22 protein-coding genes are annotated in these 20,480 nt (G+C 57.8%); 14 read left to right on the top strand and 8 right to left on the bottom strand.

Annotated elements, in window-relative coordinates:
- Positions 1–10: 10 nt before the first annotated feature.
- The 7 genes from JM93_RS08415 to JM93_RS08445 form a co-directional block, all read right to left on the bottom strand.
- Positions 11–1,288, bottom strand: coding sequence for a molybdopterin molybdotransferase MoeA (locus tag JM93_RS08415; RefSeq protein WP_145342236.1), 1,278 nt, complete (start codon positions 1,286–1,288; stop codon positions 11–13).
- Entirely contained in the window at positions 1,285–1,818 is a 534-nt protein-coding gene (gene mobB / locus JM93_RS08420) for a molybdopterin-guanine dinucleotide biosynthesis protein B (RefSeq protein ID WP_145342238.1), read from the bottom strand. Before mobB ends, JM93_RS08415 begins: the two co-directional genes overlap by 4 nt.
- Positions 1,815–2,459 (bottom strand): molybdenum cofactor guanylyltransferase MobA, encoded by a 645-nt coding sequence (mobA, locus tag JM93_RS08425; protein ID WP_145342240.1) that lies wholly within the window; start codon positions 2,457–2,459, stop codon positions 1,815–1,817. Before mobA ends, mobB begins: the two co-directional genes overlap by 4 nt.
- A complete protein-coding gene (locus tag JM93_RS08430; RefSeq protein WP_170230589.1) occupies positions 2,456–3,331 on the bottom strand; it encodes a formate dehydrogenase accessory sulfurtransferase FdhD in 876 nt (291 codons plus the stop codon). The genes mobA and JM93_RS08430 overlap by 4 nt, the downstream gene beginning before the upstream one ends.
- A gap of 86 nt (positions 3,332–3,417) precedes the next feature.
- Entirely contained in the window at positions 3,418–3,879 is a 462-nt protein-coding gene (locus JM93_RS08435; RefSeq protein WP_145342242.1) for a BLUF domain-containing protein, read from the bottom strand.
- Between the two features lie 141 nt (positions 3,880–4,020).
- Positions 4,021–4,614 carry a GNAT family N-acetyltransferase gene (locus tag JM93_RS08440; RefSeq protein WP_145342244.1) on the bottom strand — a complete coding sequence of 198 codons (594 nt, stop codon included), beginning with the start codon at positions 4,612–4,614 and terminating at the stop codon, positions 4,021–4,023.
- 105 nt (positions 4,615–4,719) lie between these two features.
- The gene (locus JM93_RS08445; RefSeq protein WP_145342246.1) at positions 4,720–5,403 is read right to left on the bottom strand and encodes an SDR family oxidoreductase; all 684 of its coding nucleotides are present in this window, start codon (positions 5,401–5,403) and stop codon (positions 4,720–4,722) included.
- A gap of 290 nt (positions 5,404–5,693) precedes the next feature.
- Between JM93_RS08445 and JM93_RS08450 the strand changes: the two genes are divergently transcribed.
- Positions 5,694–7,142 (top strand): hypothetical protein, encoded by a 1,449-nt coding sequence (locus JM93_RS08450; RefSeq protein WP_145342248.1) that lies wholly within the window; start codon positions 5,694–5,696, stop codon positions 7,140–7,142.
- 109 nt (positions 7,143–7,251) lie between these two features.
- Here the strand turns inward: JM93_RS08450 and JM93_RS08455 are convergent, their stop codons facing one another.
- Positions 7,252–8,004, bottom strand: coding sequence for a substrate-binding periplasmic protein (locus tag JM93_RS08455; RefSeq protein WP_145342250.1), 753 nt, complete (start codon positions 8,002–8,004; stop codon positions 7,252–7,254).
- Between the two features lie 301 nt (positions 8,005–8,305).
- On the opposite strand from JM93_RS08455, the gene JM93_RS08460 reads away from it, so the two are divergent.
- The 13 genes from JM93_RS08460 (at position 8,306) to JM93_RS08515 (ending at position 20,405) form a co-directional block, all read left to right on the top strand.
- Positions 8,306–9,487 (top strand): Mrp/NBP35 family ATP-binding protein, encoded by a 1,182-nt coding sequence (locus JM93_RS08460; RefSeq protein ID WP_145342251.1) that lies wholly within the window; start codon positions 8,306–8,308, stop codon positions 9,485–9,487.
- A 567-nt stretch (positions 9,488–10,054) separates the two neighbouring features.
- A complete protein-coding gene (locus tag JM93_RS08465) occupies positions 10,055–10,669 on the top strand; it encodes a TorD/DmsD family molecular chaperone (protein WP_145342253.1) in 615 nt (204 codons plus the stop codon).
- A gap of 67 nt (positions 10,670–10,736) precedes the next feature.
- Positions 10,737–10,928, top strand: coding sequence for a twin-arginine translocation signal domain-containing protein (locus JM93_RS08470; RefSeq protein ID WP_145342255.1), 192 nt, complete (start codon positions 10,737–10,739; stop codon positions 10,926–10,928).
- Between the two features lie 95 nt (positions 10,929–11,023).
- Positions 11,024–13,921, top strand: a complete 2,898-nt coding sequence (locus JM93_RS08475; RefSeq protein WP_145342257.1) for a formate dehydrogenase subunit alpha — start codon at positions 11,024–11,026, stop codon at positions 13,919–13,921.
- A 14-nt stretch (positions 13,922–13,935) separates the two neighbouring features.
- Positions 13,936–14,535: a formate dehydrogenase FDH3 subunit beta gene (gene fdh3B / locus JM93_RS08480; RefSeq protein ID WP_145342259.1), complete on the top strand. Its 600-nt coding sequence runs from the start codon at positions 13,936–13,938 to the stop codon at positions 14,533–14,535.
- A gap of 161 nt (positions 14,536–14,696) precedes the next feature.
- A complete protein-coding gene (locus JM93_RS08485; RefSeq protein WP_145342262.1) occupies positions 14,697–14,894 on the top strand; it encodes a hypothetical protein in 198 nt (65 codons plus the stop codon).
- 94 nt (positions 14,895–14,988) lie between these two features.
- Entirely contained in the window at positions 14,989–16,143 is a 1,155-nt protein-coding gene (locus JM93_RS08490; RefSeq protein ID WP_145342264.1) for a formate dehydrogenase subunit gamma, read from the top strand.
- 9 nt (positions 16,144–16,152) lie between these two features.
- On the top strand, positions 16,153–17,556 hold the full coding sequence (locus tag JM93_RS08495; protein WP_208995038.1) for a c-type cytochrome: 1,404 nt from the start codon (positions 16,153–16,155) through the stop codon (positions 17,554–17,556).
- Positions 17,557–17,574: 18 nt separating this feature from the next.
- The gene (locus tag JM93_RS22255; protein WP_280114413.1) at positions 17,575–17,709 is read left to right on the top strand and encodes a hypothetical protein; all 135 of its coding nucleotides are present in this window, start codon (positions 17,575–17,577) and stop codon (positions 17,707–17,709) included.
- A gap of 207 nt (positions 17,710–17,916) precedes the next feature.
- Positions 17,917–18,108, top strand: a complete 192-nt coding sequence (locus tag JM93_RS08500; RefSeq protein WP_145342266.1) for a DUF6494 family protein — start codon at positions 17,917–17,919, stop codon at positions 18,106–18,108.
- A gap of 8 nt (positions 18,109–18,116) precedes the next feature.
- Entirely contained in the window at positions 18,117–18,896 is a 780-nt protein-coding gene (locus tag JM93_RS08505; RefSeq protein WP_145342268.1) for a biotin/lipoate--protein ligase family protein, read from the top strand.
- A 1-nt stretch (position 18,897) separates the two neighbouring features.
- Positions 18,898–19,392: a DUF6505 family protein gene (locus JM93_RS08510; RefSeq protein ID WP_145342270.1), complete on the top strand. Its 495-nt coding sequence runs from the start codon at positions 18,898–18,900 to the stop codon at positions 19,390–19,392.
- Entirely contained in the window at positions 19,392–20,405 is a 1,014-nt protein-coding gene (locus JM93_RS08515) for a DUF6352 family protein (RefSeq protein WP_145342272.1), read from the top strand. Before JM93_RS08510 ends, JM93_RS08515 begins: the two co-directional genes overlap by 1 nt.
- The last annotated feature ends 75 nt before the right edge of the window (positions 20,406–20,480 follow it).

The raw sequence follows: 20,480 nt of genomic DNA on the forward strand, positions 1-20,480 counted from the left end.
GAAAGCCGCTTCAGGCGATGCCCATGCCCGAAAAAGGCAGGAAGGTGACCATCTGGCCATCTTCTACCGACGTAGCTTCTTCGGGAATTTCGATCAGGCCATTCGCCTCGCGGAGACCGGTGATCAGGCCGGAGCCGTCACGGTCAAACTTGCGCACGACAGTGTTGCCCAATCCATCGGTTTCCAGAACGCCGCGGTAAAATTCGCGCCGGTCCGGTTTTTTCTTCGGCACCTCGAAATCTGCAGGGACCTGAAACTTCTGTGGCTCCAGAAAACCGCCGCCACCAAGCACCGATATGACAGGCCGGGCGTAAAGCAGGAAACACACCATCGCGGCTACAGGGTTTCCGGGCAGGCCGAGAAACACGCAACTGCCGATCTGGCCAAACATCATCGGGCGGCCCGGTTTGATCGCAAGCTGCCACATGTGACGTTGTCCAAGCCGGTCCAGCGCCCACAGGATGTGGTCTTCCTCACCCCGGCTCGCCCCCCCGGTGGTCAGCAGGATGTCCGCCCGGCTTGCAGCCGCTTTCAGCGTTTCTTCCACCCGGTCGGCCGTATCAGGTAAAACGCCGAGATCTGCGATGGACACATGCATGGTCTCGCAAAGAGCACGCAATAAAAAGTGGTTCGAATCGTAGACTTCGCCGGTCTTCAGATCGGCGCCGGGCCTCCGGATTTCGTCTCCGGTCGAAATCAGGGCAACCCGGATTTTTCGGTAAACGGACACGGACGGTTTTCCGGTCGAGGCAATTGCGGCAAGGTCCTGCGGGCGCAGGCGAATGCCGGGTTCCAGCAAAACCGTGCCTTGCTTGACGTCTTCCCCGGCACGGCGTCGGTTTGCTCCGCGCTTCAGGCCCTGCGGAATGATGACAAAATGCTGGCCGTCCTGATCGTGCCGCTCACAGTCCTCCTGCATGGCAACGGTATCGGTGCCCGTTGGCATGACCGCTCCGGTGAAAATGCGTGCAGCGGCCCACGGACCGATCTCCGCATCGCTTGGGCGGCCTGCGGCGATGCGCTGTTCAAGCCGCAAGAACCCGCCTGCCGGGTCGTGGTCCGAGTGGCGGAATGCGTACCCGTCGACTGCTGCATTGTCGGACAGCGGAATGTCGCGCGGTGCCACAATCTGTTCGGCCAGAATGCGCCCGTTCGCTTCTTCCAAGGGCACGCTCTCCGTTCCGGCGACTGGTCCGAGCCGTTCCTTGAGGATCGCCAGCGCCTCGTCGTGCCTCAGGCGGTCCTTGTCGTGCAGAAAACAATCGTCAATCAAGGCGTTTGCGGTCACGTGGCGGCTCCTTCAACCGGTGCCGGCAGGCCAACTGTGCCGGCGATGAAATCGGCCATGCCCGGAATATCGTTGAGGTCGAACACAGGCAGCGTTTCACCGGAAATAGCGTGATCGGCAGCGATTGCGAGGATGTGCGGATCGCCGGGCGCGAGCGGCTCCTGTTTGCGGGCCTCCAGCCTGCGGGCTTCAATCTTGGGGTGGCCTTCGCGCTTGTAGCCTTCGATGATCACAAGGTCGCACGGAGCGAGCCGGGCGAGTATGGCATCGAGCGGCGGCTCGTCTTCTTCGCGCAGTTCGTGCATCAAGGCCCAGCGGCGGCCGGACACGAGCGCAACTTCGCTGGCGCCCGCTTCCCTGTGCCGGTAGCTGTCGGCACCCGGACGGTCGATATCGAAATTGTGGTGCGCATGTTTGACCGTGGACACCTTGAAGCCGCGCCGTGTGAACTCGGCCACAAGTTCGGTGACAAGCTGGGTCTTGCCGGAATTCTTCCAGCCGGTGATTCCGAAAACCTTGTTGCTGGTCATGAAGAAAGAGCTTCCATCGCCGCGCGGGCCTTTTCGAGATCGTCCGGGCGGTTTGCATTGAAAAACGGATCAAGGCCGGTTTCGGTCGGTTCGTCAAAGGCGACTTCAACGCTGTCGTGCCGATCAACGAAGGCCAATACCTTGCCGCTTTGCCCGGTCGAGAGCCAGGTGTGAAGGTCATCGGCCAGCGCAACGGGCCAAAGTCCGAACACCGGGTGCAACTTGTCATGGGAACTGGCGAGCGCGATCACGGGTTTGTCCAGCGGCACCGATGCCGACAGGCGGCCGACCAGGTCCTTGGGAAAAAACGGTGTGTCACCCGCCACCGACACGACATGGGAAAACTGGCTGCCAAGGGTTTTTGCGTGCGACAGCCCGGCAAAGATCCCTGCGAGCGGGCCGGCAAATTCTCCTACCGGATCGGGAAGTACGGTCAGCCCATAGGCGGCAAACCGGCTGCTGTCGCCATTGGCATTCAACACGATGTGCCGGGCCTGCGGCTTCAGCCGCTCAAGGATCAGGTCCAGCATGGATTTCGCGCCGAGCGGCAACAACGTCTTGTCGCCGCCGCCCATGCGCCGGGACTGGCCGCCTGCCAGGACACAGGTCAAGATGTTGGATTGGCTGATACCGGCCTTCATTCCGCTGCGATGCTCCCCTTTCGCGACGCGCGTTTCGGCTCGTCTTCCACGGAAGCGGGATCCGTGTCAAACACGATCCGGTCCGCACCGGACAAGGCCACGAAGCGCTTGCCGCGGGCCCGGCCGATTAAGGTGAGGCCTGCCTGCCGGGCAAGATCAACACCCCAGGCGGTGAAGCCGGACCGGGACACCAGGATCGGGATCCCCATCATCACGGTCTTGATCACCATTTCCGACGTCAGCCGGCCGGTCGTATAGAAAATCTTGTCGTCTGGTGAAATGCTGTTGAGCGTCATCCAGCCTGCGATCTTGTCGACCGCGTTGTGCCGCCCGACGTCCTCCATGTAAACCAGTGGCCTGTGCCCTTGGCACAGCACACAGCCGTGGATGGCACCGGCTTCCAGATAAAGCGACGGCGTCGTGTTGATGGCTCTGGTCAGCTCGTAAAGCCAGGATGTGCGCAACTCGGCCCGCGGCAGCTGAATGTCTTCAAAACTGTCCATCACGTCACCGAAGACGGTGCCCTGCGCACAGCCGGAGGTCCGCACCTTTTTCTTCAGCTTTTCCTCGTAGTTGGTTTCGCGCTCCGTGCGCACGACCACCACTTCCAGATCGTCGTCATAGTCGATCCCGGTGATGACATCATCATCCTGCAGCATGTTCTGGTTTTTCAGGTACCCGACGGCCAGCAGGTCCGGGTGGTCGCCGATGGTCATCATGGTGACGACTTCCTGCGCGTTCAAAAACAGCGTCAGCGCCTTTTCGCTCACCACTTTGGTGTCGACCGGATGTCCGTTCTGGTCAATGCCTTCAACGGAACTCGACAGACGCGGATCATTTGGATCCGGTTTCAGGATATAGTCTTCAGTCACAAGCTGCTCCGCACCACAAGATCCCGAATTATGGGAGCTGGTGCAGCCGAGGCAAGCCCGGAATCAGGTCAAGAGGGCCGGCCGTGTCACGCCAGCATCAACATGCCGTTGGTCAGGCTGCTTTGTACCACGTCGCCTGCAAAGGTGTGCAGTGCTGAAAGGCCTTCATCCCGGGTCAGTTTTTCCGGCCGGTCGATCAGCGGCCTGAGCTGCGGATACCGGCTTGCGGCAACACTGCCGGTCAGATCGCGGAAGAACATTAAACTGTTTGGAAACAGGCGCTCGCGCGCCGGTTCGTGGAAGATCGCTTCCATATCGTAGAGCCGCTCATCGCTCATTGCACAATAAACGGTTTCCAGTACCGGGCCAGTGCTCCCCTCCAGGAACTGGATCATGTGTTCGTCGGCCAACAACAACGCGCCGGTCACACCCGCACGCCGGTTCATCTGCCGGATGCGGTTCAGTGAGTGATCGATTTCGTCAGGCAAAGCGTGTTTGAGGCGTGTCCAGTTGATCCTGGCCCGGTAACAAATGCGGTAGGTCTGCATTCTTGCACCTCATCGAGTTTGAGTCCCGATCAGATCAGCCTGCGCCTCAAATGCTCACAATTGATTAAAATTTTACCGTTTTCCACCTGAACACACGCCTGTGTTCCGGAACAAAAATGCGCCTGTCTGACACCTCGCGCGTCAGGGTGTGCGGCCCAGCTTAAACAGCAGGCCGGATTTCACCGCCGGCCATTCGCAGGCGATGATCGAATAGACTGCGGTGTCGCGAAGTGAGCCATTCGGCATGGTCTGATGGGACCGCAAGATACCGTCGAGCTTGGCGCCAAGCCGCTCAATCGCCGCGCGGCTTTGCCGGTTGAGGAAATGGGTTCTGAATTCAACGGCAATGCAGTCGAGCGTCTCGAACGCGTGGCCGAGCAGGAGCAGTTTGGCTTCCGTGTTCAGCTGTGTGCGCTGCACGGATGAGCGGTACCAGGTGGAGCCGATTTCAAGCCGTTTGTTGGCCGCATCGACGTTCATGTAGGTGGTCATGCCGACCGCCGAACCCGCGACCGGATCAATGACCGCAAAGGGCAGCATGGACCCTTTTGACTGCAGATCAAGCCGCCGGTCGATTTCCGCTGGAACGCCCTCCGGCGACGGGACGCTGGTGTACCAGAGAGCGGAAAGATTGCCATCCGCGCTGGCCTCGGAGAGGTCGGCGGCATGGGTTTGCGACAAGGGTTCAAGCTGCACATGCGTGCCGGAAAGCGTTATCGGGGCTGGCCAGGTCATGGAACGGTGTCTTTCTTCGTCGTGGCGCGGACTACATTTCTTATTCGGGCGGATGCGTCCAATTCAAACCTTGAAAGCCAGACATCACCAAAACGAATGCAAGGCTCAATAGGCCCGTTCTTCACCCGCCCAGTTGAAAAACTTTCCGCTGTCCTCAAGCGTCAACCGGTCGGCGAGCGCGAGAATGCCGCGTGCCACGTCCTGCGGGTGGTTGTCGGCTTCGGCGCCGCCCATATCCGTGCGCACCCAGCCCGGATCGACCGGTATGGCAACGATTCCCTCGTTTTTGAGATCGGTTGCCAGGCCTTGCATCACTTTGTTGACGGCAGCCTTGGACGCCCGGTAGGCGATGCGGTCGGATTTCTGGTAGCCCATCCAGGACATCTGGCTGGACATGGTCACGATCCGGCCACGCGGCGATTTTTTCAGGTGCGGCAGAAAAATCTGCGAGACAGCGAGCGGGGCAAGGGTGTTGATTTCCAGCGTCTGCGCAAAGCCGCCAAAGTCCATGTCGAGCGTCTTTTGTCGGTCCGGTCCGATAATCCCGGCATTGTTGATCAGAATGTCGATCGGAGCTTCGATCCCGGCGGCAGCGGCTTCAACAGCTTTGTGGTCGGTCACATCGAATACCAGTGGCCGATAACGATTGTTGTCTAAAAGCTCCTGCGTCTTTGCGGCATTTTCCGGGGTTCGGGCCGAGCCGTAGACTGTCCAGCCGCGGCTCAGGGCATCACGGGCAAGCTCAAGGCCAATGCCACGATTTGTGGCGGTGATCAGAACGCGGGTCATTGAAATATCCAGATTGGGAAATGGGGTGCGGGGTCCACAGCTACCGCGAGTTGCGGCTGCCTGTCCAATGCGAATTGCTGAGCATGGCGGCGAAGGCAAGTCTTCTGCTGTCATCTGAAAATACTTTGGCTTCAAAGTTAAAAAAATTTAATATTTCGATTTTAGCCGAGTGATTAAAACAAGTTCCGAATAGTACGCAGTTATGGCAAGATATATGAATGTTATTTAAATGGTTTTACTCGAAAGCATAACTTAGGTTGGAGCATGTTTAGCAGCCAACGGAGCCAACAATGTCGTCTACCCCGAGCCCAAAATTCACATCTGCCGCTGCCCCCAAGGCGCCAAATGACCAAACAGGTACAGGCCAGACGCCGCCGCCTATGAATTTGGATGATAATCTGCCGAAGAAAAACACGCTTAAAAAATTTGGTGCCATGAACAAGAAGCTCGCCCAAGGCTTGAGCGTCCAACAGGATAACGATGAAAGCACTGTAAGTACAAAAACGGGAAAAACAGCATCATCGTCTAACAACGATAACAATGATCCGGTCTCTCCGAAAATTGGCAAAATCAATCTCAAAATGAATCAGGCCAAGAAGTCGGAGTCAGCTAACAACAAAAACGATGTTTTACTTGAAACTAAGGAAGATCCAGTTGTATCGGAAATCGGCAAGAACAGTGGGCTGACACAGCCGCGATCCAAAGGCGAAACCAATCTTTCTGAACACGTTCCCAAAGCAAAAGATATTGGCGGAAAAAATCAAAAAGTTGAGGTGGATCAGAAAATCTTCAATGGCGATTTGGAGTATAAGGGAACCGGGGCCAATGTAGAATTTAAAAAAAATGCACTGAATATGTTGAATCGGCTAATGTATGATTGTGTGCTAATTCCCGACAACCACGATGTTTTTCCGCATGCTGCGATCCAAAATGCGATGCTGGAATGGTCGATCAAGAATGAACTCAAGAGGCCGCTCTTGCCTTGCATCGAGTCTGGAGTGGACCAAAGCACTGCGCGCGAAGCTGCGGCGAATGTCGGGGCGCAAGTAAAATCGAAGCAGGACTCCGTGGACAAGCAGCAAGATATTGCAAGCGTTTATCCCCAGAAGGGAAGCACAGCACGTACCAAAATCATGACCAGCGATTTCGATGACAAGCTTGACTACAAGAACTCAAAAAGCGTCGGTGGCGCTGGGTTTGAGCGACTCGACGGTCTTGCGCATCCCACGGATGAGTTGAGCCAAAAGGACATGCATGCGGCACGCCAGTCGAACACACAAGTATGTTATGACAGCGAATGCGATCTGGTGAAAACCTGCCTTGAAAACCAAAGGCCATTTATCCTGAACCCCTGTCACGATTCCAACTCTGCTTGGCAACTGGATAAACATGGTGGCCAGAAGTCGCACCGCGATGTGGACGGAACCATCAAGGCTGCAAAAGAAAAAGGCTATATGCCGGTCGTATCAATTGGCGGGGATCATATTTTCAAGGCGGATTTCGTGGCGAACAGCGTTGCCGACCCAGTCAGTACCGCAACTCAAATGGGCAAAAAGAACGCTCATGGGAACAAGCCTCTCGTAATTTCTGCTGAATACATGATGAATGGCAGATATGCGGACGAAAAGAAAAACTACATACCTTTCGAATTAGGAACGATGAAATATAATATTACCGGTGACAATGGAAAGAAAATCGACTGTAGTACCAAAATATTCGCCTACATTCCAAAAAACTAATTACATAAAAATCCGGCCAGCGGATAACTCATATGTTTGGTGTTTCGCTGGTCGTGAGGGCAAATATTTGTCTGGCTGAGCAAGATCGCCGCTGTGCCAGAGGCGGTTCCTAGCGATATTTCTCGTGGATGGCGTCATACGTGCCATCAGTCTTAACATCGCTGAGCGCTCGGTTGAATTTCTCCGCAATCTCGCGCCCGCCCGGATAGGCTTTTGAAAAGCAGAAGTGAAATGGGCGCTTGTCGACGGGAACGAAGTGAAAGGAACCGGTATGGCCCAGTTGCCTGATTTGAAAGTCGGTTGTTTCTTTTCCGGCGTAAAAATAGTCGAACCGGCCGGTCATCAGCATTTTGATGGCTTGGGTTGTGGTTTGGACCTCAGTGGGATTCGCGCCGAGTTTTTGCAGCTCCTTGAAGCTCTCGTAGCCGGACACGGATGCAACCCGGCGTCCGGTGATGTCGTCCACATCCCTGATGGGTGCACTGTCAAAGCCTTGCCTGTAATAAAAGCCGCTGGTGAATGAGCTGATCGGGTCGGAAAACAGAATGAAGCTCTCTCGTTCCGGACGGTGCGCGCACGTCAATATTCCGAGGGTTTCGCCGTTTTCTGTCTCCACAAGTGCCCGTTTCCACGGCAGAAACACAATCTCCACCGGTATGTCGAGACGCTGGAAAACCTCAATGGCAACCTCGTAGTCAAAGCCTTGAAGGCCGTCGACGGGCATCTTCATTTCGTAGGGCGGATAGTGTTCGGCCACAATGCGCAGCGGCCCGGCACTTCGGGTGGGAGTGTGACCGGCCACGGCGAGAAACACCGCAGCAGAGGCGTATATCATAAGGTGCTTGAAAAAAGCTCGGAACAATATGACTTCCCTTAGTGTCCGGTGTTCATGTTTAAGAAATGCATGAACAACTTGTGCATGACGTTTAAGGAAACAGACTGCATTATACTAGTATATATTACATTGTTTGCGCAAATTTGCAGCAGGCTTGCGTCGTTCAGTGTGAACGCCGCACAGTCGATGTGTTTTGGCGGTGATTGTTGCCGGGTGCTCGTGCAGCCTGCAGATGCCGGCCTGCACAGAAATGCGGGCCTCCGGTGATTGACGATCCGTTCGCTGTGATTAGGTTAGGCGCAGCAAAACAAGCATCGGAATGGGGCGCATGAGCGACACGATCAAACAGGCTGTGATGGAGCGGTTGTCAAAGGTCAAGGGACCTGATCTGGAAGGCGATATCGTGTCGCTTGGCCTTGTGTCGGACGTGTTCGTCTCCGATGGGCGCGTCGCGTTTTCCATAACCGTGCCAGCCGACCGGGCTAAGGAGTTGGAGCCGCTTCGCCAGGCTGCGGAGAAGGTTGTCAGGGAAGTCGAGGGGGTCGAGACCGCGATGGTCGCACTGACCGCCGAGCGCGCGGCCGGATCCAGCACCGGACAGGGGGCGCCCGCGCGCCCGGCCCCTAGCAAGGCCCAGATGGGCAATGTTCCGCCGCCAATGGCTGCGCGGGCAAAGGCCGCCGAAGAGCAGCCGGCCCAAAAGCCGGGAGTCCCCGGCGTGAAGCGGATTATCGCGGTTGCGTCTGGCAAAGGTGGTGTCGGCAAATCGACCACCACAGCCAATCTGGCACTTGGCTTTCAGGCCAACGGGCTGAAGGTTGGCGTTCTGGACGCGGATATTTATGGGCCGTCCATACCACGCCTGTTCAAGGTTTCGGGCCGTCCCGAGCCTGTGTCCGGCCGCATTTTGAAGCCCCTGGAAGGCTATGGCGTGAAGGTCATGTCCATGGGATTCATGGTGGAAGAAGAAACGCCGATGATCTGGCGCGGGCCGATGGTAATCTCCGCGTTGACCCAAATGTTGCGCGAAGTGGCCTGGGGTGAGCTTGATGTTCTGGTGGTCGACATGCCGCCAGGTACCGGGGATGCCCAGCTGACCATGGCGCAGCAGGTGCCTCTGGCGGGATCGGTGATTGTGTCGACCCCGCAGGACCTTGCGCTGATCGATGCGCGCAAGGGCCTCAACATGTTCCGGCGTGTCGATGTGCCGGTGCTCGGCATTGTCGAGAACATGAGCTATTTCCTGTGTCCCGACTGTGGCGGGCGGCATGACATCTTCGGTCACGGCGGCGCACGGGCAGAGGCGGAAAAGCTGGGTGTGCCGTTCCTCGGCGAAGTTCCACTGAATATGCAGATCCGCGAAACCTCGGACGCCGGAACGCCAGTGGTCGTTTCCGATCCGGAGGGGGCGCACGCCAAGGTTTATCGCGATATTGCCGCAAAAGCGATCGCTGAAGCGGACCGCTATGAAGCCAGCAGCCGTCAGGCGCCGGCGATTGTGTACGAATAATTCTGCCGGTGCGCACCGGTGTTGCAGAGCGTTTGAAAAGCCGGCATTTATTGCCGGCTTTTTTTATGAGTATTTGGGCCAGTTTTTTGCCAGGCGATATAATTCGGCGCGGTTTTCTCGTGCTGCGGTGCGGTATCGTCATGTTTGACATTGGCGGAAACGTGCTTTGGCCCAGGGCTGGCCAAGCGTGAATGCGCCTGAATTAAGTGCGGCCGGAAGTGTAAGCTCCGGCTTACGAGGCTGAAACAAATGGGTTTTCAGGCTCTTAAATGTAAATCCCCCGTTATGCAGCCGATATTGAAAGCGCAGGGACTGCGCAGGAGGGACACTCCAGTGACCGGATGGCCGGCCACCCATAAGACTTTCGCATAATCTGTCCAGCCGCTGCATTGACACAGAGAGTCGCAAATTTGTGACGCAAAAATATGCGCTATTATGTTTTTTCTTCGTTATTTCAGAGAAATAGGAACTAACAATTGAAATCATGGAGACGCGTGCGCTGCAGCGTTAATTTCATTTGCGACTAAATTTAAACAGCGCGATATTCTTCCCCTAGGAGAGGAAATTATGACAAATACAGCGCCGCGCGCGGAAAAACCTGCGCCGGAGGATGCCGACAGGGCGGCTCTTTATGGATTTTTGGGCGGTGTCTTGCAGTCCGCGCCGAATGCGATCGGGCTTGAGCAGATCAGCCGGATATCCGGTGACGACACCCCAATTGGTGCCTGCCTTTCCGAAATCGCGCGCGAGGCTGGTGAGGTGTCTGAAAAGCAGCTCGCACAGGAATATATGGACCTTTTCATCGGTGTTGGCCGCGGCGAACTCGTGCCTTTCGGGTCTTACTACCTGACCGGCTTTTTGAATGAGAAACCGCTTGCTGACCTGCGTGCATCCATGGCGCAGCTGGGAATTGAGCGCACCGCCGACACGAAAGAGCCTGAAGACCACATCGCGGCTTTGATGCAGATGATGGATGGCCTCATCCGCGGCGACTTGTGGGCCAAGGGGCCTTTGCCGCTTGAGGCCCAGCAGGCGTTCTTCGCCGGACATATCGGCAATTGGGCGCCGCATTTTTTCAAGGATTTGAAGAAGACCAAGACGAGCCGGTTTTACGCCGCTGTTGGAGAGCTGGGGGAAGCTTTCATCGGCGTGGAGGCGGATGCATTTGATATGGCCGCATAAGTGACCGGCCGGGGCGGCGGTCATGGTCCGTTTGGACGCGAGCGGACCCCTGATGGAGGAGAATGAAATGGCTGAAGACAAAACCAAAGACACTGCCGGACGGCGGGACTTTTTGAAGTTGGCCGGGCTCGGCACGTTGGCGAGCGGTGCGACACTGGTTGCAGGTTCGGCCCAGGCGGCGGACGTGGCTGATCCGTCTGGAAACGGATATCGCGAAACGGATCACGTGAAAAAAGTCTACGAGACCGCGCGTTTCTAATTGAAGGCTTGGCGTCTGGTGCCGCCACACGGCGAACCGGACCCCGGGAACTGGCTTGGGGGATCCTGCGCAGTTCCGAATGAGGGAGAGACAATATGCTCAGGAAAAAGACCAGCGGCGCCGCCCGGCGTGGCCGTCTTTCGGCAACATTCGCTGAAATTGGTGCGTCCACGATGGACCGCCGGACCTTTTTGCGCCGGTCCGGCGTCGTGGCAGGTGGGGTTGCTGCCTTCGCAGCTGCCAACGGTGCCATGGTCCAAAAAGCAAAGGCCGCTTCCCCGGCCGGTCCAGGTAAGGTCGACATCAAGAAAACGGTCTGCACGCACTGTTCGGTGGGCTGCACGGTGTTGGCTGAAGTCAAAGACGGCGTTTGGGTCGGGCAGGAACCCGGCTTCGACAGCCCGTTCAACCTTGGAGCCCACTGTGCGAAAGGCGCGGCAGTGCGCGAGCACGCCCACGGCGAGCGCCGTTTGAAGTATCCGACCAAGCTTGTCGACGGCAAATGGGAACGGATTTCCTGGGAACAGGCGATCGACGAACTCGGCGACAAGATGCTTGAGGTCCAGAAGACCGAAGGACCGGACAGCGTCTATTGGCTCGGCTCTGCCAAGCATAACAACGAGCAGGCGTATCTTTTGCGCAAGTTCGCGGCCTTCTTCGGCACGAACAACATCGATCACCAGGCCCGGATTTGTCACTCCACCACAGTTGCAGGTGTTGCCAACACCTGGGGCTACGGTGCGATGACGAACTCTTACAACGACATTCACAATTCCAAGGCCATCTTCATCATCGGCGGCAATCCGGCTGAAGCGCACCCTGTGTCTTTGCTTCATGTCCTGAAAGCCAAGGAAGAAAACAACGCACCGCTGATCGTATGCGATCCGCGCTTTACGCGAACAGCAGCCCATGCTTCCGAGTATGTCCGCTTCCGTCCGGGCTCGGATGTCGCTCTGGTGTGGGGCATTCTCTGGCATATTTTCGAAAACGGCTGGGAAGACAAAGAGTTCATCCGTCAGCGCGTGTGGGGCATGGACCAGATCAAGTCCGAAGTTGCCAAGTGGACGCCGGAAGAGGTCGAAAACGTTACCGGCGTGCCGGGCTCGCAGCTCAAGCGCGTGGCACGGACCCTGGCCAACAACCGCCCGGGCACCGTGATCTGGTGCATGGGCGGAACCCAGCACACCAACGGAAACAACAACACCCGGGCCTACTGCGTCCTGCAGCTGGCGCTCGGCAATATGGGCAAGGCCGGCGGCGGAACCAACATATTCCGCGGCCATGACAATGTGCAGGGTGCAACCGATCTTGGCGTTCTCGCCGACACGCTGCCTGGTTATTATGGTCTGTCCGACGGGTCGTGGGCACACTGGGCGCGGGTCTGGGACGTCGATGTCAACTATCTGCGCGACCGTTTCGCCACCATGAACAAGAATGGCGAAGAAGTGAAAATGATCAACGAGAAGGGTATTCCCGTTTCTCGCTGGATCGACGGTGTATTGGAAGATGAAGAGAACCTGCAGCAACCCAAGAACACCAAGGTCATGGTGTTTTGGGGGCATGCGCCGAACTCGCAAACCCGCCTGACCGACATGAAAACGGCTATGGAAAAACTCGATACCCTGGTGGTGATCGATCCTTTCCCGACCGTGTCTGCGGTTTTGTCGGACCGCAAGGACGGCGTCTACTTGCTTCCGGCGACCACCCAGTTCGAGACCCACGGCTCGGTCACCGCTTCAAACCGGTCGATCCAGTGGCGCGAGAAGGTCATCGAGCCGTTGTTCGAGAGCAAGACCGATCACGAGATCATGTATCTCCTGGCCAAAAAGCTCGGCTTTGCCGACGAGTTGTTCAAGAACATCGCCGTCAATGGCAACGAGCCCCAGATCGAGGACATCACCCGCGAATTCAACAGCGGCATGTGGACCATCGGCTATACCGGGCAATCTCCGGAGCGCATGAAGCTTCACATGGCCAATCAGCACACGTTTGACCGTACCACGCTGCGCGCGAATGGCGGCCCGTGCGACGGCGAGTTCTACGGAATGCCGTGGCCGTGCTGGGGCACTGCCGAGATGAAGCATCCCGGATCGGCGAACCTTTATGATACGTCGATCCCGGTCGCTGAAGGCGGCATGGGATTCCGTGCCCGGTTCGGCGTGGAGCGGGACGGCGACAATCTGCTTGCGGAAGGCGCTTTCCCGGAGGGATCGGAAATTCAGGACGGTTATCCTGAATTCACGATGGCGACGCTCAAGTCCCTGGGTTGGGACGCCGACCTGACCGACGAGGAGCGTGCTGCGATCGAGGCTGTGGCCGGTGACAAGACCAACTGGAAAACCGACCTGTCCGGCGGCATTCAACGGGTTGCCATCAAACACGGCTGCGCACCTTACGGAAACGCCAAGGCGCGCGCAGTGGTCTGGACATTCCCGGATCCTGTGCCCGTGCACCGCGAGCCGCTCTACACCAACCGTCGCGATCTGCTCGACAAATATGCGACCTATGAGGACAAGACCTTCTGGCGCGTCCCGACCGCCTATGCGTCGATCCAGCAGAACGACTTCTCCAAGGACTTCCCGATGATCCTGACCTCGGGCCGCCTTGTGGAATACGAAGGGGGCGGCGATGAGACCCGTTCGAACCCGTGGCTCGCGGAACTGCAACAGGACATGTTCGTGGAAGTGAACCCCGGCGATGCCAACGATCTGGGTATCCGGGACGGCGAAATGGTCTGGGTGCACGGTCCGGAGGGCGGCAAGGTCAAAGTGATGGCCATGCTGACCGAACGGGTCGGCCGTGGTGTGGCATTCATGCCGTTCCACTTCGGCGGGCACTTCCAGGGTGAGGATCTCAGGTCCAAATACCCGGCGGGCGCCGATCCATATGTGCTCGGGGAATCCTGTAACACTGCCCAGACCTATGGGTATGACAGTGTGACCCAGATGCAAGAAACAAAAGCAACACTGTGCCGCATTGAGCGTGCGGCGTAAGGGAGGGGCTGATTATGGCACGTATGAAATTCCTCTGTGACGCCGAACGCTGCATCGAATGCAACGCTTGCGTCACCGCGTGTAAGAACGAAAACGAGGTGCCGTGGGGCATTAACCGGCGGCGCGTGGTCACCATCAACGATGGCAAGCCTGGTGAGCGGTCGATTTCGGTCGCCTGCATGCATTGCTCGGATGCGCCGTGCACGGCTGTCTGCCCGGTTGATTGCTTTTATGAAAGCGAAGAGGGCGTTGTCTTGCACTCCAAGGATCTGTGCATCGGCTGCGGATATTGCTTCTACGCATGTCCGTTTGGCGCACCGCAGTATCCGCAAGTCGGCAATTTCGGCTCCCGGGGCAAGATGGACAAATGCACCTTCTGTGCCGGCGGTCCGGAAGAAGACATGTCCGCCGCCGAGTTCCAGAAATATGGACGCAACCGCCTGGCGGAAGGCAAGCTGCCGCTCTGTGCAGAAATGTGCTCGACCAAGGCGCTTCTGGCGGGTGACGGCGACGTTGTTTCGGCAATCTACCGTGAACGCGTTGTTGCCCGTGGTTTCGGGTCCGGAGCTTGGGGCTGGGGCACTGCCTACCAGCAAAAGGCCGGATCGCTGTAAGCCATCCTGCCAGATCACTTTCCTGTTCGGAGGCGGCACTATGCTGCCTCCGTTCGCGCCTGAGGAGCGGGATTTTTGAGTGGAGAACCACTTGAGAGCCCATGCAAGCTTTCCTTTCGCAAAGCGCCCAAAAACAAGAATCGTGACCAAGGATCGCGTCGATGCCCGAAGTGTTTAAAGTCTTTGCCAAAGCATTTTTTTTGATCGCGGCGCTGAGTGCCTTGAGCGCCTGCCGCGAGTCGGAAGAGAACAGGCCGATCAAGCTTGATAAGGGCAATTATGAAGGACCGGCAGATACGGAATTAACCGAAGAACAGCTCAGGGAACTGCGCGCACGGGGAGCCAAGCAGGGCTTTTAAAACCGGAAACGGGGACGGGCCGGGCAGGACCTGCATCACATGCAAGCGCTCCGGCCGCAAAAAGATGGTTTTGACTGGCAAGGAGGAGGCCGTCATGGTCAAGGGATTGGCAACGGACCTGAACAAGGTGGCAAGGGCAATCGCAGGCATCATGCTGGTGCTGGCCGTAGCAATCTGCATAAACGGCTTCGAACCGGGCCCGGCGTGGGCGCAACAGGGTGTTGACAGCGCTGAAGTGCCGCTCGGCAATCCGACCGGCGGAACGGTGCCCGGCGAAGTCATGGGGTCGAGCTCCGATTCGGACTTCTGGCGCGCAGTCCGGGGCGGGTCAGCCGGCAACATCTCGATTCCCGATCAAAACGCGGCAACACTCGTGCAGTCCGAAGGCGAGGCCTGGCGGTCGTTCCGCAATGGCCCGCTTACGCTTTATGCCAGCTGGGCATTGCTCGGCATGATCGTGCTGCTTGGCATTTTTTATGCCATCCGCGGCCGCATCAAGATTGCTCATGGACGGTCCGGCCAGACCATCACCCGCTTTGCCGCTGTGGAACGGTTCGGCCATTGGATGCTGGCTTCGTCCTTTGTCGTGCTCGCATTGACAGGTTTGAACATTCTTTATGGCCGTTACACGCTCAAGCACGTGATTGGAAATGAAGCCTTCGCCTTTGTCACCCAGGTCGGCAAGTACATGCACAATTACCTGGCTTTTGCCTTCATGGCCGGGCTTGTGATGATTTTTGTGATGTGGGTGCGCCACAACCTCCCGGACAAGACGGACATCAAATGGATCTTGCAGGGCGGCGGGATTTTCTCCTCCAAGCTCCATCCGCCCGCCAAGAAGTTCAATGCGGGTCAGAAGGTGATTTTCTGGCTGACCATTCTCGGCGGTATTTCCCTGTCGCTGTCCGGCTGGCAGCTCCTCTTCCCTTACACAACCCATTTCTTCGGGGAAACCTTTGCCAAGGTTAACCTGGTATTCGGAACCGACTTGCCGGTCGCCCTGAGCGTGTTGCAGGAACAGCAGCTTGCGACCTTGTGGCATTCGATCATGTCCGTCTTCATGATCTGCGTGATCATTGCGCATATCTACATCGGGTCTGTCGGCATGGAAGGCGCATTTGATGCCATGGGATCGGGTGAGGTTGATCTGAATTGGGCGAAGGAGCACCACTCTTTGTGGGTGGAAGAGCATATGCAGGACGTCCACGACCGCGCACCGGATAAAAACGCGCCTCAGCCCGCCGAATAGGATGAGGCCGTGACCACGCTGACTGAAGGCGCCATGGCGCATATCGTGCGGGCAGCCGGCGTGTGCGTTCTCGCGGCTGCAGCGGGATGCGCCTGGTTGCAGGCTGCCGAAGCCGAATGGCCCAAGCAGCTTGCCGGCCATGGCGGGCCGGTAAAGTCCGTCACGCTCGATCCGGACACCCGGCGCCTGTTGAGCACCTCTTTCGACTACGCCGCGATCGTTTGGCCGAAAGATGGTGGCACACCCTTGCGGCTGATTGGCCATGACGCCGCCGTCAACGATGCGGTTTTTCTTCCCGGCAACCGCGCCGCCACGGTCGGCGACGACGGCGCCGTGATCCTGTGGGATCTCCAATCCGGGCTTCTGCTGCACCATGTGCCGGGCAAGGGCGAAAAAGTGCTGGCCATTGACGCCTCGGCGGACGGCACGCTCGTCGCAGTGGCTTCATGGGAAAACGAGGCGCGGCTTTATGATGTAGCCGCTGACCCGCCAAGGCTGGTCGCAAATCTGGACCAGCACCGCGGCAACGTAAACGCCGTCGCGTTTTCCGGCGATGGCAAGCATCTTTACACCGCGTCTTACGATGGCGGGATCCGGCAGTTCGATGCCCGTTCGGGAGCGCTTCTGCGCGAGATCGTCAATCTTGGGTGGGGTGTCAATGTGCTGGCGGTTCTGCCTGGAGACAAGCAACTGGTTTATGGTGTGACCGATGGCAAGGTGGCCGTGCTTGACATTGAAACCGGGGAAGATGCCAAGCTGCTGCCGCCGCACACCCGGCCGGTTCTCTCGCTTGCGCTGTCCCCCGATGCGGACCGGCTCGCGACCGGCGGCGGCGATGGCGTGATCCGGGTGATGGACGCCGAAACATTCGAGCTCCTGGAAGAGTTTGAAAACCCGTATGGTCCGGTCTGGGGCCTCACCTTTACAGGCGACGGCGACCGCCTGTTCTACGCCGGGCTGGACGATGTCATTCACACCTGGCAGGTCGCGCCGCGCAAACCGTTCGAGCCGCTCGACGTTGCCTTCCCGCGGCGGTTCCAAGTGTCGGACACGGATGATCCCGGCGAGCTGCAATTCGCCCGCAAATGCTCCGTGTGTCATACTCTGACACCAGATGGTGCAAACCGCGCGGGGCCGACGCTCTACGGTATTTTCGGCCGCAAGGCGGGGACGTTGCCGGGTTATCCGTTTTCAAAAGCGCTGCGCGATTCGGACATCGTCTGGAGCGAGCAAACGATTTCAGACCTGTTTGACCATGGTCCGGATGTCGTAACGCCCGGCTCGAAAATGCCGATCCAGCGCTTGAAAACCGTCGAGGACCGGGATGCTCTTGTCGCCTATCTCAAACGGGCGACCGGCCCAACCCTGCCTGCGCCGGACGAAAGCGCACCCGGGCAGGCACCGAACCAGTAGATAAAAAGGATAACCGCCATGAAAGCGTTTGTTTCGGGAGTGCTTGCCTGCTGTGTGATCAGCGTCGGTGCGTGGATCGTGCTGACCCAGCAGCTTGACTATTCGGCTGAAACCCTCAAGACAAGCCCGAACGACACCGTCCGGCTCGATTGAGAAAAAATTCAATATTAACAAAAACTTGTCTGGAAAATCTGATTCAAACTACAAAGCACTTGAATCAGATTTTGAGCAAGGTGACCCGCACTGTTTTCCATGCTGGGAAAGCACTTGAAACCGTTTCAAAATCAAGGCTGGTAAAACAATTGGGCATAGGGTCCTATGCCCTCGTATCAGCAATTCAAACAGATCGGAGGCCCGCCCATGAATGACGAAAACTTCAATATGTCCATGCGCAAATTCCTGAAACAGGTCGGCGTGACCTCGCAACAGGCCATCGAAAACTACGTCCGTGAAAGCGGTGCCGAAAGCGGCCAGCTCGATGCGAAAGTGGTCCTGACAATCGAGGGAACCGACTTCGTGCATGAGGTCAAAGGCAAGATCGAACTGGACTGAGCGGCCGCATGTCTGAGACGCAGCTGATTGCCGGTTTTGACGTCGAGCTGCCTCCGCTGCTCAATGGCCGGGCGGTCGTCCCGCCGCAGGATCCGTTTGCCACCGCCGTTGACGCTGCAGGGGCGGGCGATGGGGAAGCGGGCGACGTGTTTTGGGCGGTTGCACCGGAACGGGTACATCTGGCCATCCTTTTGGAGCCTGAAGTCGAACAAGCCCGGGTCCAGGAGATGATTTTCACTTTGATGGTGGCCAGTGCCGATGCAATCGGTGCGCTCGGACCGCCCGAGCTGGCCTACACTTGGAACTGGCCGAGAGACGTATGCGCAAATGATGCCAAGCTTGGTTCGGTTCAGTTTCAGGTGCTCGAGGCTGCGGAGGGCGGGGTGCCAGACTTTGCTGTTGTCGGCTTGAACCTTCGCCTGCAGCCTTATCTCGGCGAAGAGCCGGGTAACGCACCGGACCGTACGAGCCTGTTCGATGAAGGGGCCGTGGAGTTGACGGCAGACGCGGCTATCGGCGCCATTTGCCGGCATTTCCTCTCCTGGCTGCACCGGTGGGAGACCGACGGGTTCAAACCGATCCATGACGCCTGGCTGTTCCGGTGCAACGGTTATCGCAAAGCGGTGGTGTCAAAGGGGCTTGGCAAGGCCGGCACTTTTTCCGGGATCGATGAGACCGGCAATTTGCTGCTGACTGATCCGGACACTGGATCCGTCGAGATGATCTCGGTCAGCGAGGGCTTGAAACCCGGCGGGGGTTTTGTGCCGGCCAGGTCAGGAGCGGAATGACATGGCGCGCCTGCTCAGGGCAATCCGGTTTGATGCCTCCGACGCCCACGTCTTTCCCAAAGTGGCCGGTGAAAACGAATGGGCGCTGCCGGGCAGCTTTGTCTTTACGGCCGCACCCGGTGCCGATCCCGCGGCCCTGACGGGAAAGGACCGGCAGGCCTTTGTCAGCGGGTTCCTGGCGCTTGGATCGTTCGGCTTCACCACGATCGTGTCTGTTGCGGACGCGGACGAGACCGACATACGGACCTGTGAAACCGTGCTTTCGGAGTTTCTTCTGTCCCGGTTCGGTGCGCCGTCCGAAGGGGCCGCGTTATCAGCAGCGCGGCAGGAACTGGCATTTGCCCGTGACCTTGCAGAAGGCGCGCCTGTGAATACCTTGCTTGCACTGAAGCGTGAGATCGACGAGGAAGGGCAGGTGCGGGAACAGTTTCACATCGTAACCCCGCCCGGCGACAAGCCGCACGCGCGCATCTGGGACGTGGTAGAGGACACTTAATGCCGGAATTTTGGAAATCCGCGGGCTATCACCTTGTAAACCGGGACAAGAATGGGTGGCTCAGCGTCACACCGGATTTGCTCAGAGCCTATCTGACCCGGCCGGAAATCCATCCCGTCGAAGAGTCCTGTGACGTTGAGCATGCCTTGTTCGAACGCCTCATGGAGGACCCCTTTTCGCAGATCCTAGATGACGAGCTGGCACGGATTGCCGACGCGGATACGGCCGACAACTATCGGGTTGTACTCGGTTTCAGAGACCATTTGCGCAAACACGGAACCGTCGAGGGTGCCTATGCCGCTATTTTTACAGGCGACCATATACTGATCCCGCCGGTGTTTTTGGACCAGATGGTGCATCTGATCCTGCGCAACATCTTGCGGTCATGCCAGGATCCGATCCGGCTCAGAGCTGCCGAGCTTTTCTTCCGCGAACAGATCGTCACCTTGAACGAAGGCACGGTAACCATCGCCGATGCAGAAATCGTCGAGATGATGTCGGAAACCGGCGGCCTGGGTGGACTGGGCGCTCTTTTAATGGAGTCCGGTACGCCGATGCGCGAGGTCGCGCTCGATGTGCTGGGCGAGGACAATGCCGAACTCTACTGGGACAGGTCGGACCGGTTCGACACCGCGCTGGATTTCCGCTTTACCCAGCCGGGGCCGGATGCTTTGGCGCGGGTGATCGAGGCCTGGATCCGGCATTTCTCGAAAGTCGATGTGCGGGTGCAGCCGGTGCAAAAAATCCGGGACGATCATTGGTCCTGGCATATTGGGCTTGATGCCGATTCTACAAAGATTCTCAACAGTCTTTACAATGGCGACGGCTTGTCGGAGGCCGACAACCTGAAGCTGCTTTGCCTTTTCCGGCTCGATTTCGAGAACCGGACCGACATGCAGGCGGACTTGCGCGGAAAACCGGTTTGGCTCGGACTTGCCATGAGTGCCGACAAGCGTATCCGGATGAAACCGCAAAATCTCCTGGTCAATTTGCCGGTGACAACCAACAGCTAGATCACGCCGTTGACGACACCATCTAAACGGGCCGGGCAGGTGCTTGCCTGTGCTTCTTGCCTTCGGAGTGCCACG

It is taken from the genome of Roseibium hamelinense (genome assembly GCF_007830545.1).
GTDB classification, from domain to species: domain Bacteria; phylum Pseudomonadota; class Alphaproteobacteria; order Rhizobiales; family Stappiaceae; genus Roseibium; species Roseibium hamelinense.

Coding starts and splice junctions, on each gene's coding strand:
- JM93_RS08510 (WP_145342270.1), top strand. CDS start 18,898: ATGGCGCGCCTGCTCAGGGCAATCCGGTTTGATGCCTCCGACGCCCAC.
- mobA (WP_145342240.1), bottom strand. CDS start 2,459: ATGAAGGCCGGTATCAGCCAATCCAACATCTTGACCTGTGTCCTGGCA.
- JM93_RS08490 (WP_145342264.1), top strand. CDS start 14,989: ATGGTCAAGGGATTGGCAACGGACCTGAACAAGGTGGCAAGGGCAATC.
- JM93_RS08460 (WP_145342251.1), top strand. CDS start 8,306: ATGAGCGACACGATCAAACAGGCTGTGATGGAGCGGTTGTCAAAGGTC.
- JM93_RS08450 (WP_145342248.1), top strand. CDS start 5,694: ATGTCGTCTACCCCGAGCCCAAAATTCACATCTGCCGCTGCCCCCAAG.
- JM93_RS08440 (WP_145342244.1), bottom strand. CDS start 4,614: ATGACCTGGCCAGCCCCGATAACGCTTTCCGGCACGCATGTGCAGCTT.
- JM93_RS08475 (WP_145342257.1), top strand. CDS start 11,024: ATGCTCAGGAAAAAGACCAGCGGCGCCGCCCGGCGTGGCCGTCTTTCG.
- JM93_RS08435 (WP_145342242.1), bottom strand. CDS start 3,879: ATGCAGACCTACCGCATTTGTTACCGGGCCAGGATCAACTGGACACGC.
- JM93_RS08505 (WP_145342268.1), top strand. CDS start 18,117: ATGTCTGAGACGCAGCTGATTGCCGGTTTTGACGTCGAGCTGCCTCCG.
- JM93_RS22255 (WP_280114413.1), top strand. CDS start 17,575: ATGAAAGCGTTTGTTTCGGGAGTGCTTGCCTGCTGTGTGATCAGCGTC.
- JM93_RS08500 (WP_145342266.1), top strand. CDS start 17,917: ATGAATGACGAAAACTTCAATATGTCCATGCGCAAATTCCTGAAACAG.
- JM93_RS08465 (WP_145342253.1), top strand. CDS start 10,055: ATGACAAATACAGCGCCGCGCGCGGAAAAACCTGCGCCGGAGGATGCC.
- JM93_RS08515 (WP_145342272.1), top strand. CDS start 19,392: ATGCCGGAATTTTGGAAATCCGCGGGCTATCACCTTGTAAACCGGGAC.
- mobB (WP_145342238.1), bottom strand. CDS start 1,818: ATGACCAGCAACAAGGTTTTCGGAATCACCGGCTGGAAGAATTCCGGC.
- JM93_RS08445 (WP_145342246.1), bottom strand. CDS start 5,403: ATGACCCGCGTTCTGATCACCGCCACAAATCGTGGCATTGGCCTTGAG.
- fdh3B (WP_145342259.1), top strand. CDS start 13,936: ATGGCACGTATGAAATTCCTCTGTGACGCCGAACGCTGCATCGAATGC.
- JM93_RS08485 (WP_145342262.1), top strand. CDS start 14,697: ATGCCCGAAGTGTTTAAAGTCTTTGCCAAAGCATTTTTTTTGATCGCG.
- JM93_RS08470 (WP_145342255.1), top strand. CDS start 10,737: ATGGCTGAAGACAAAACCAAAGACACTGCCGGACGGCGGGACTTTTTG.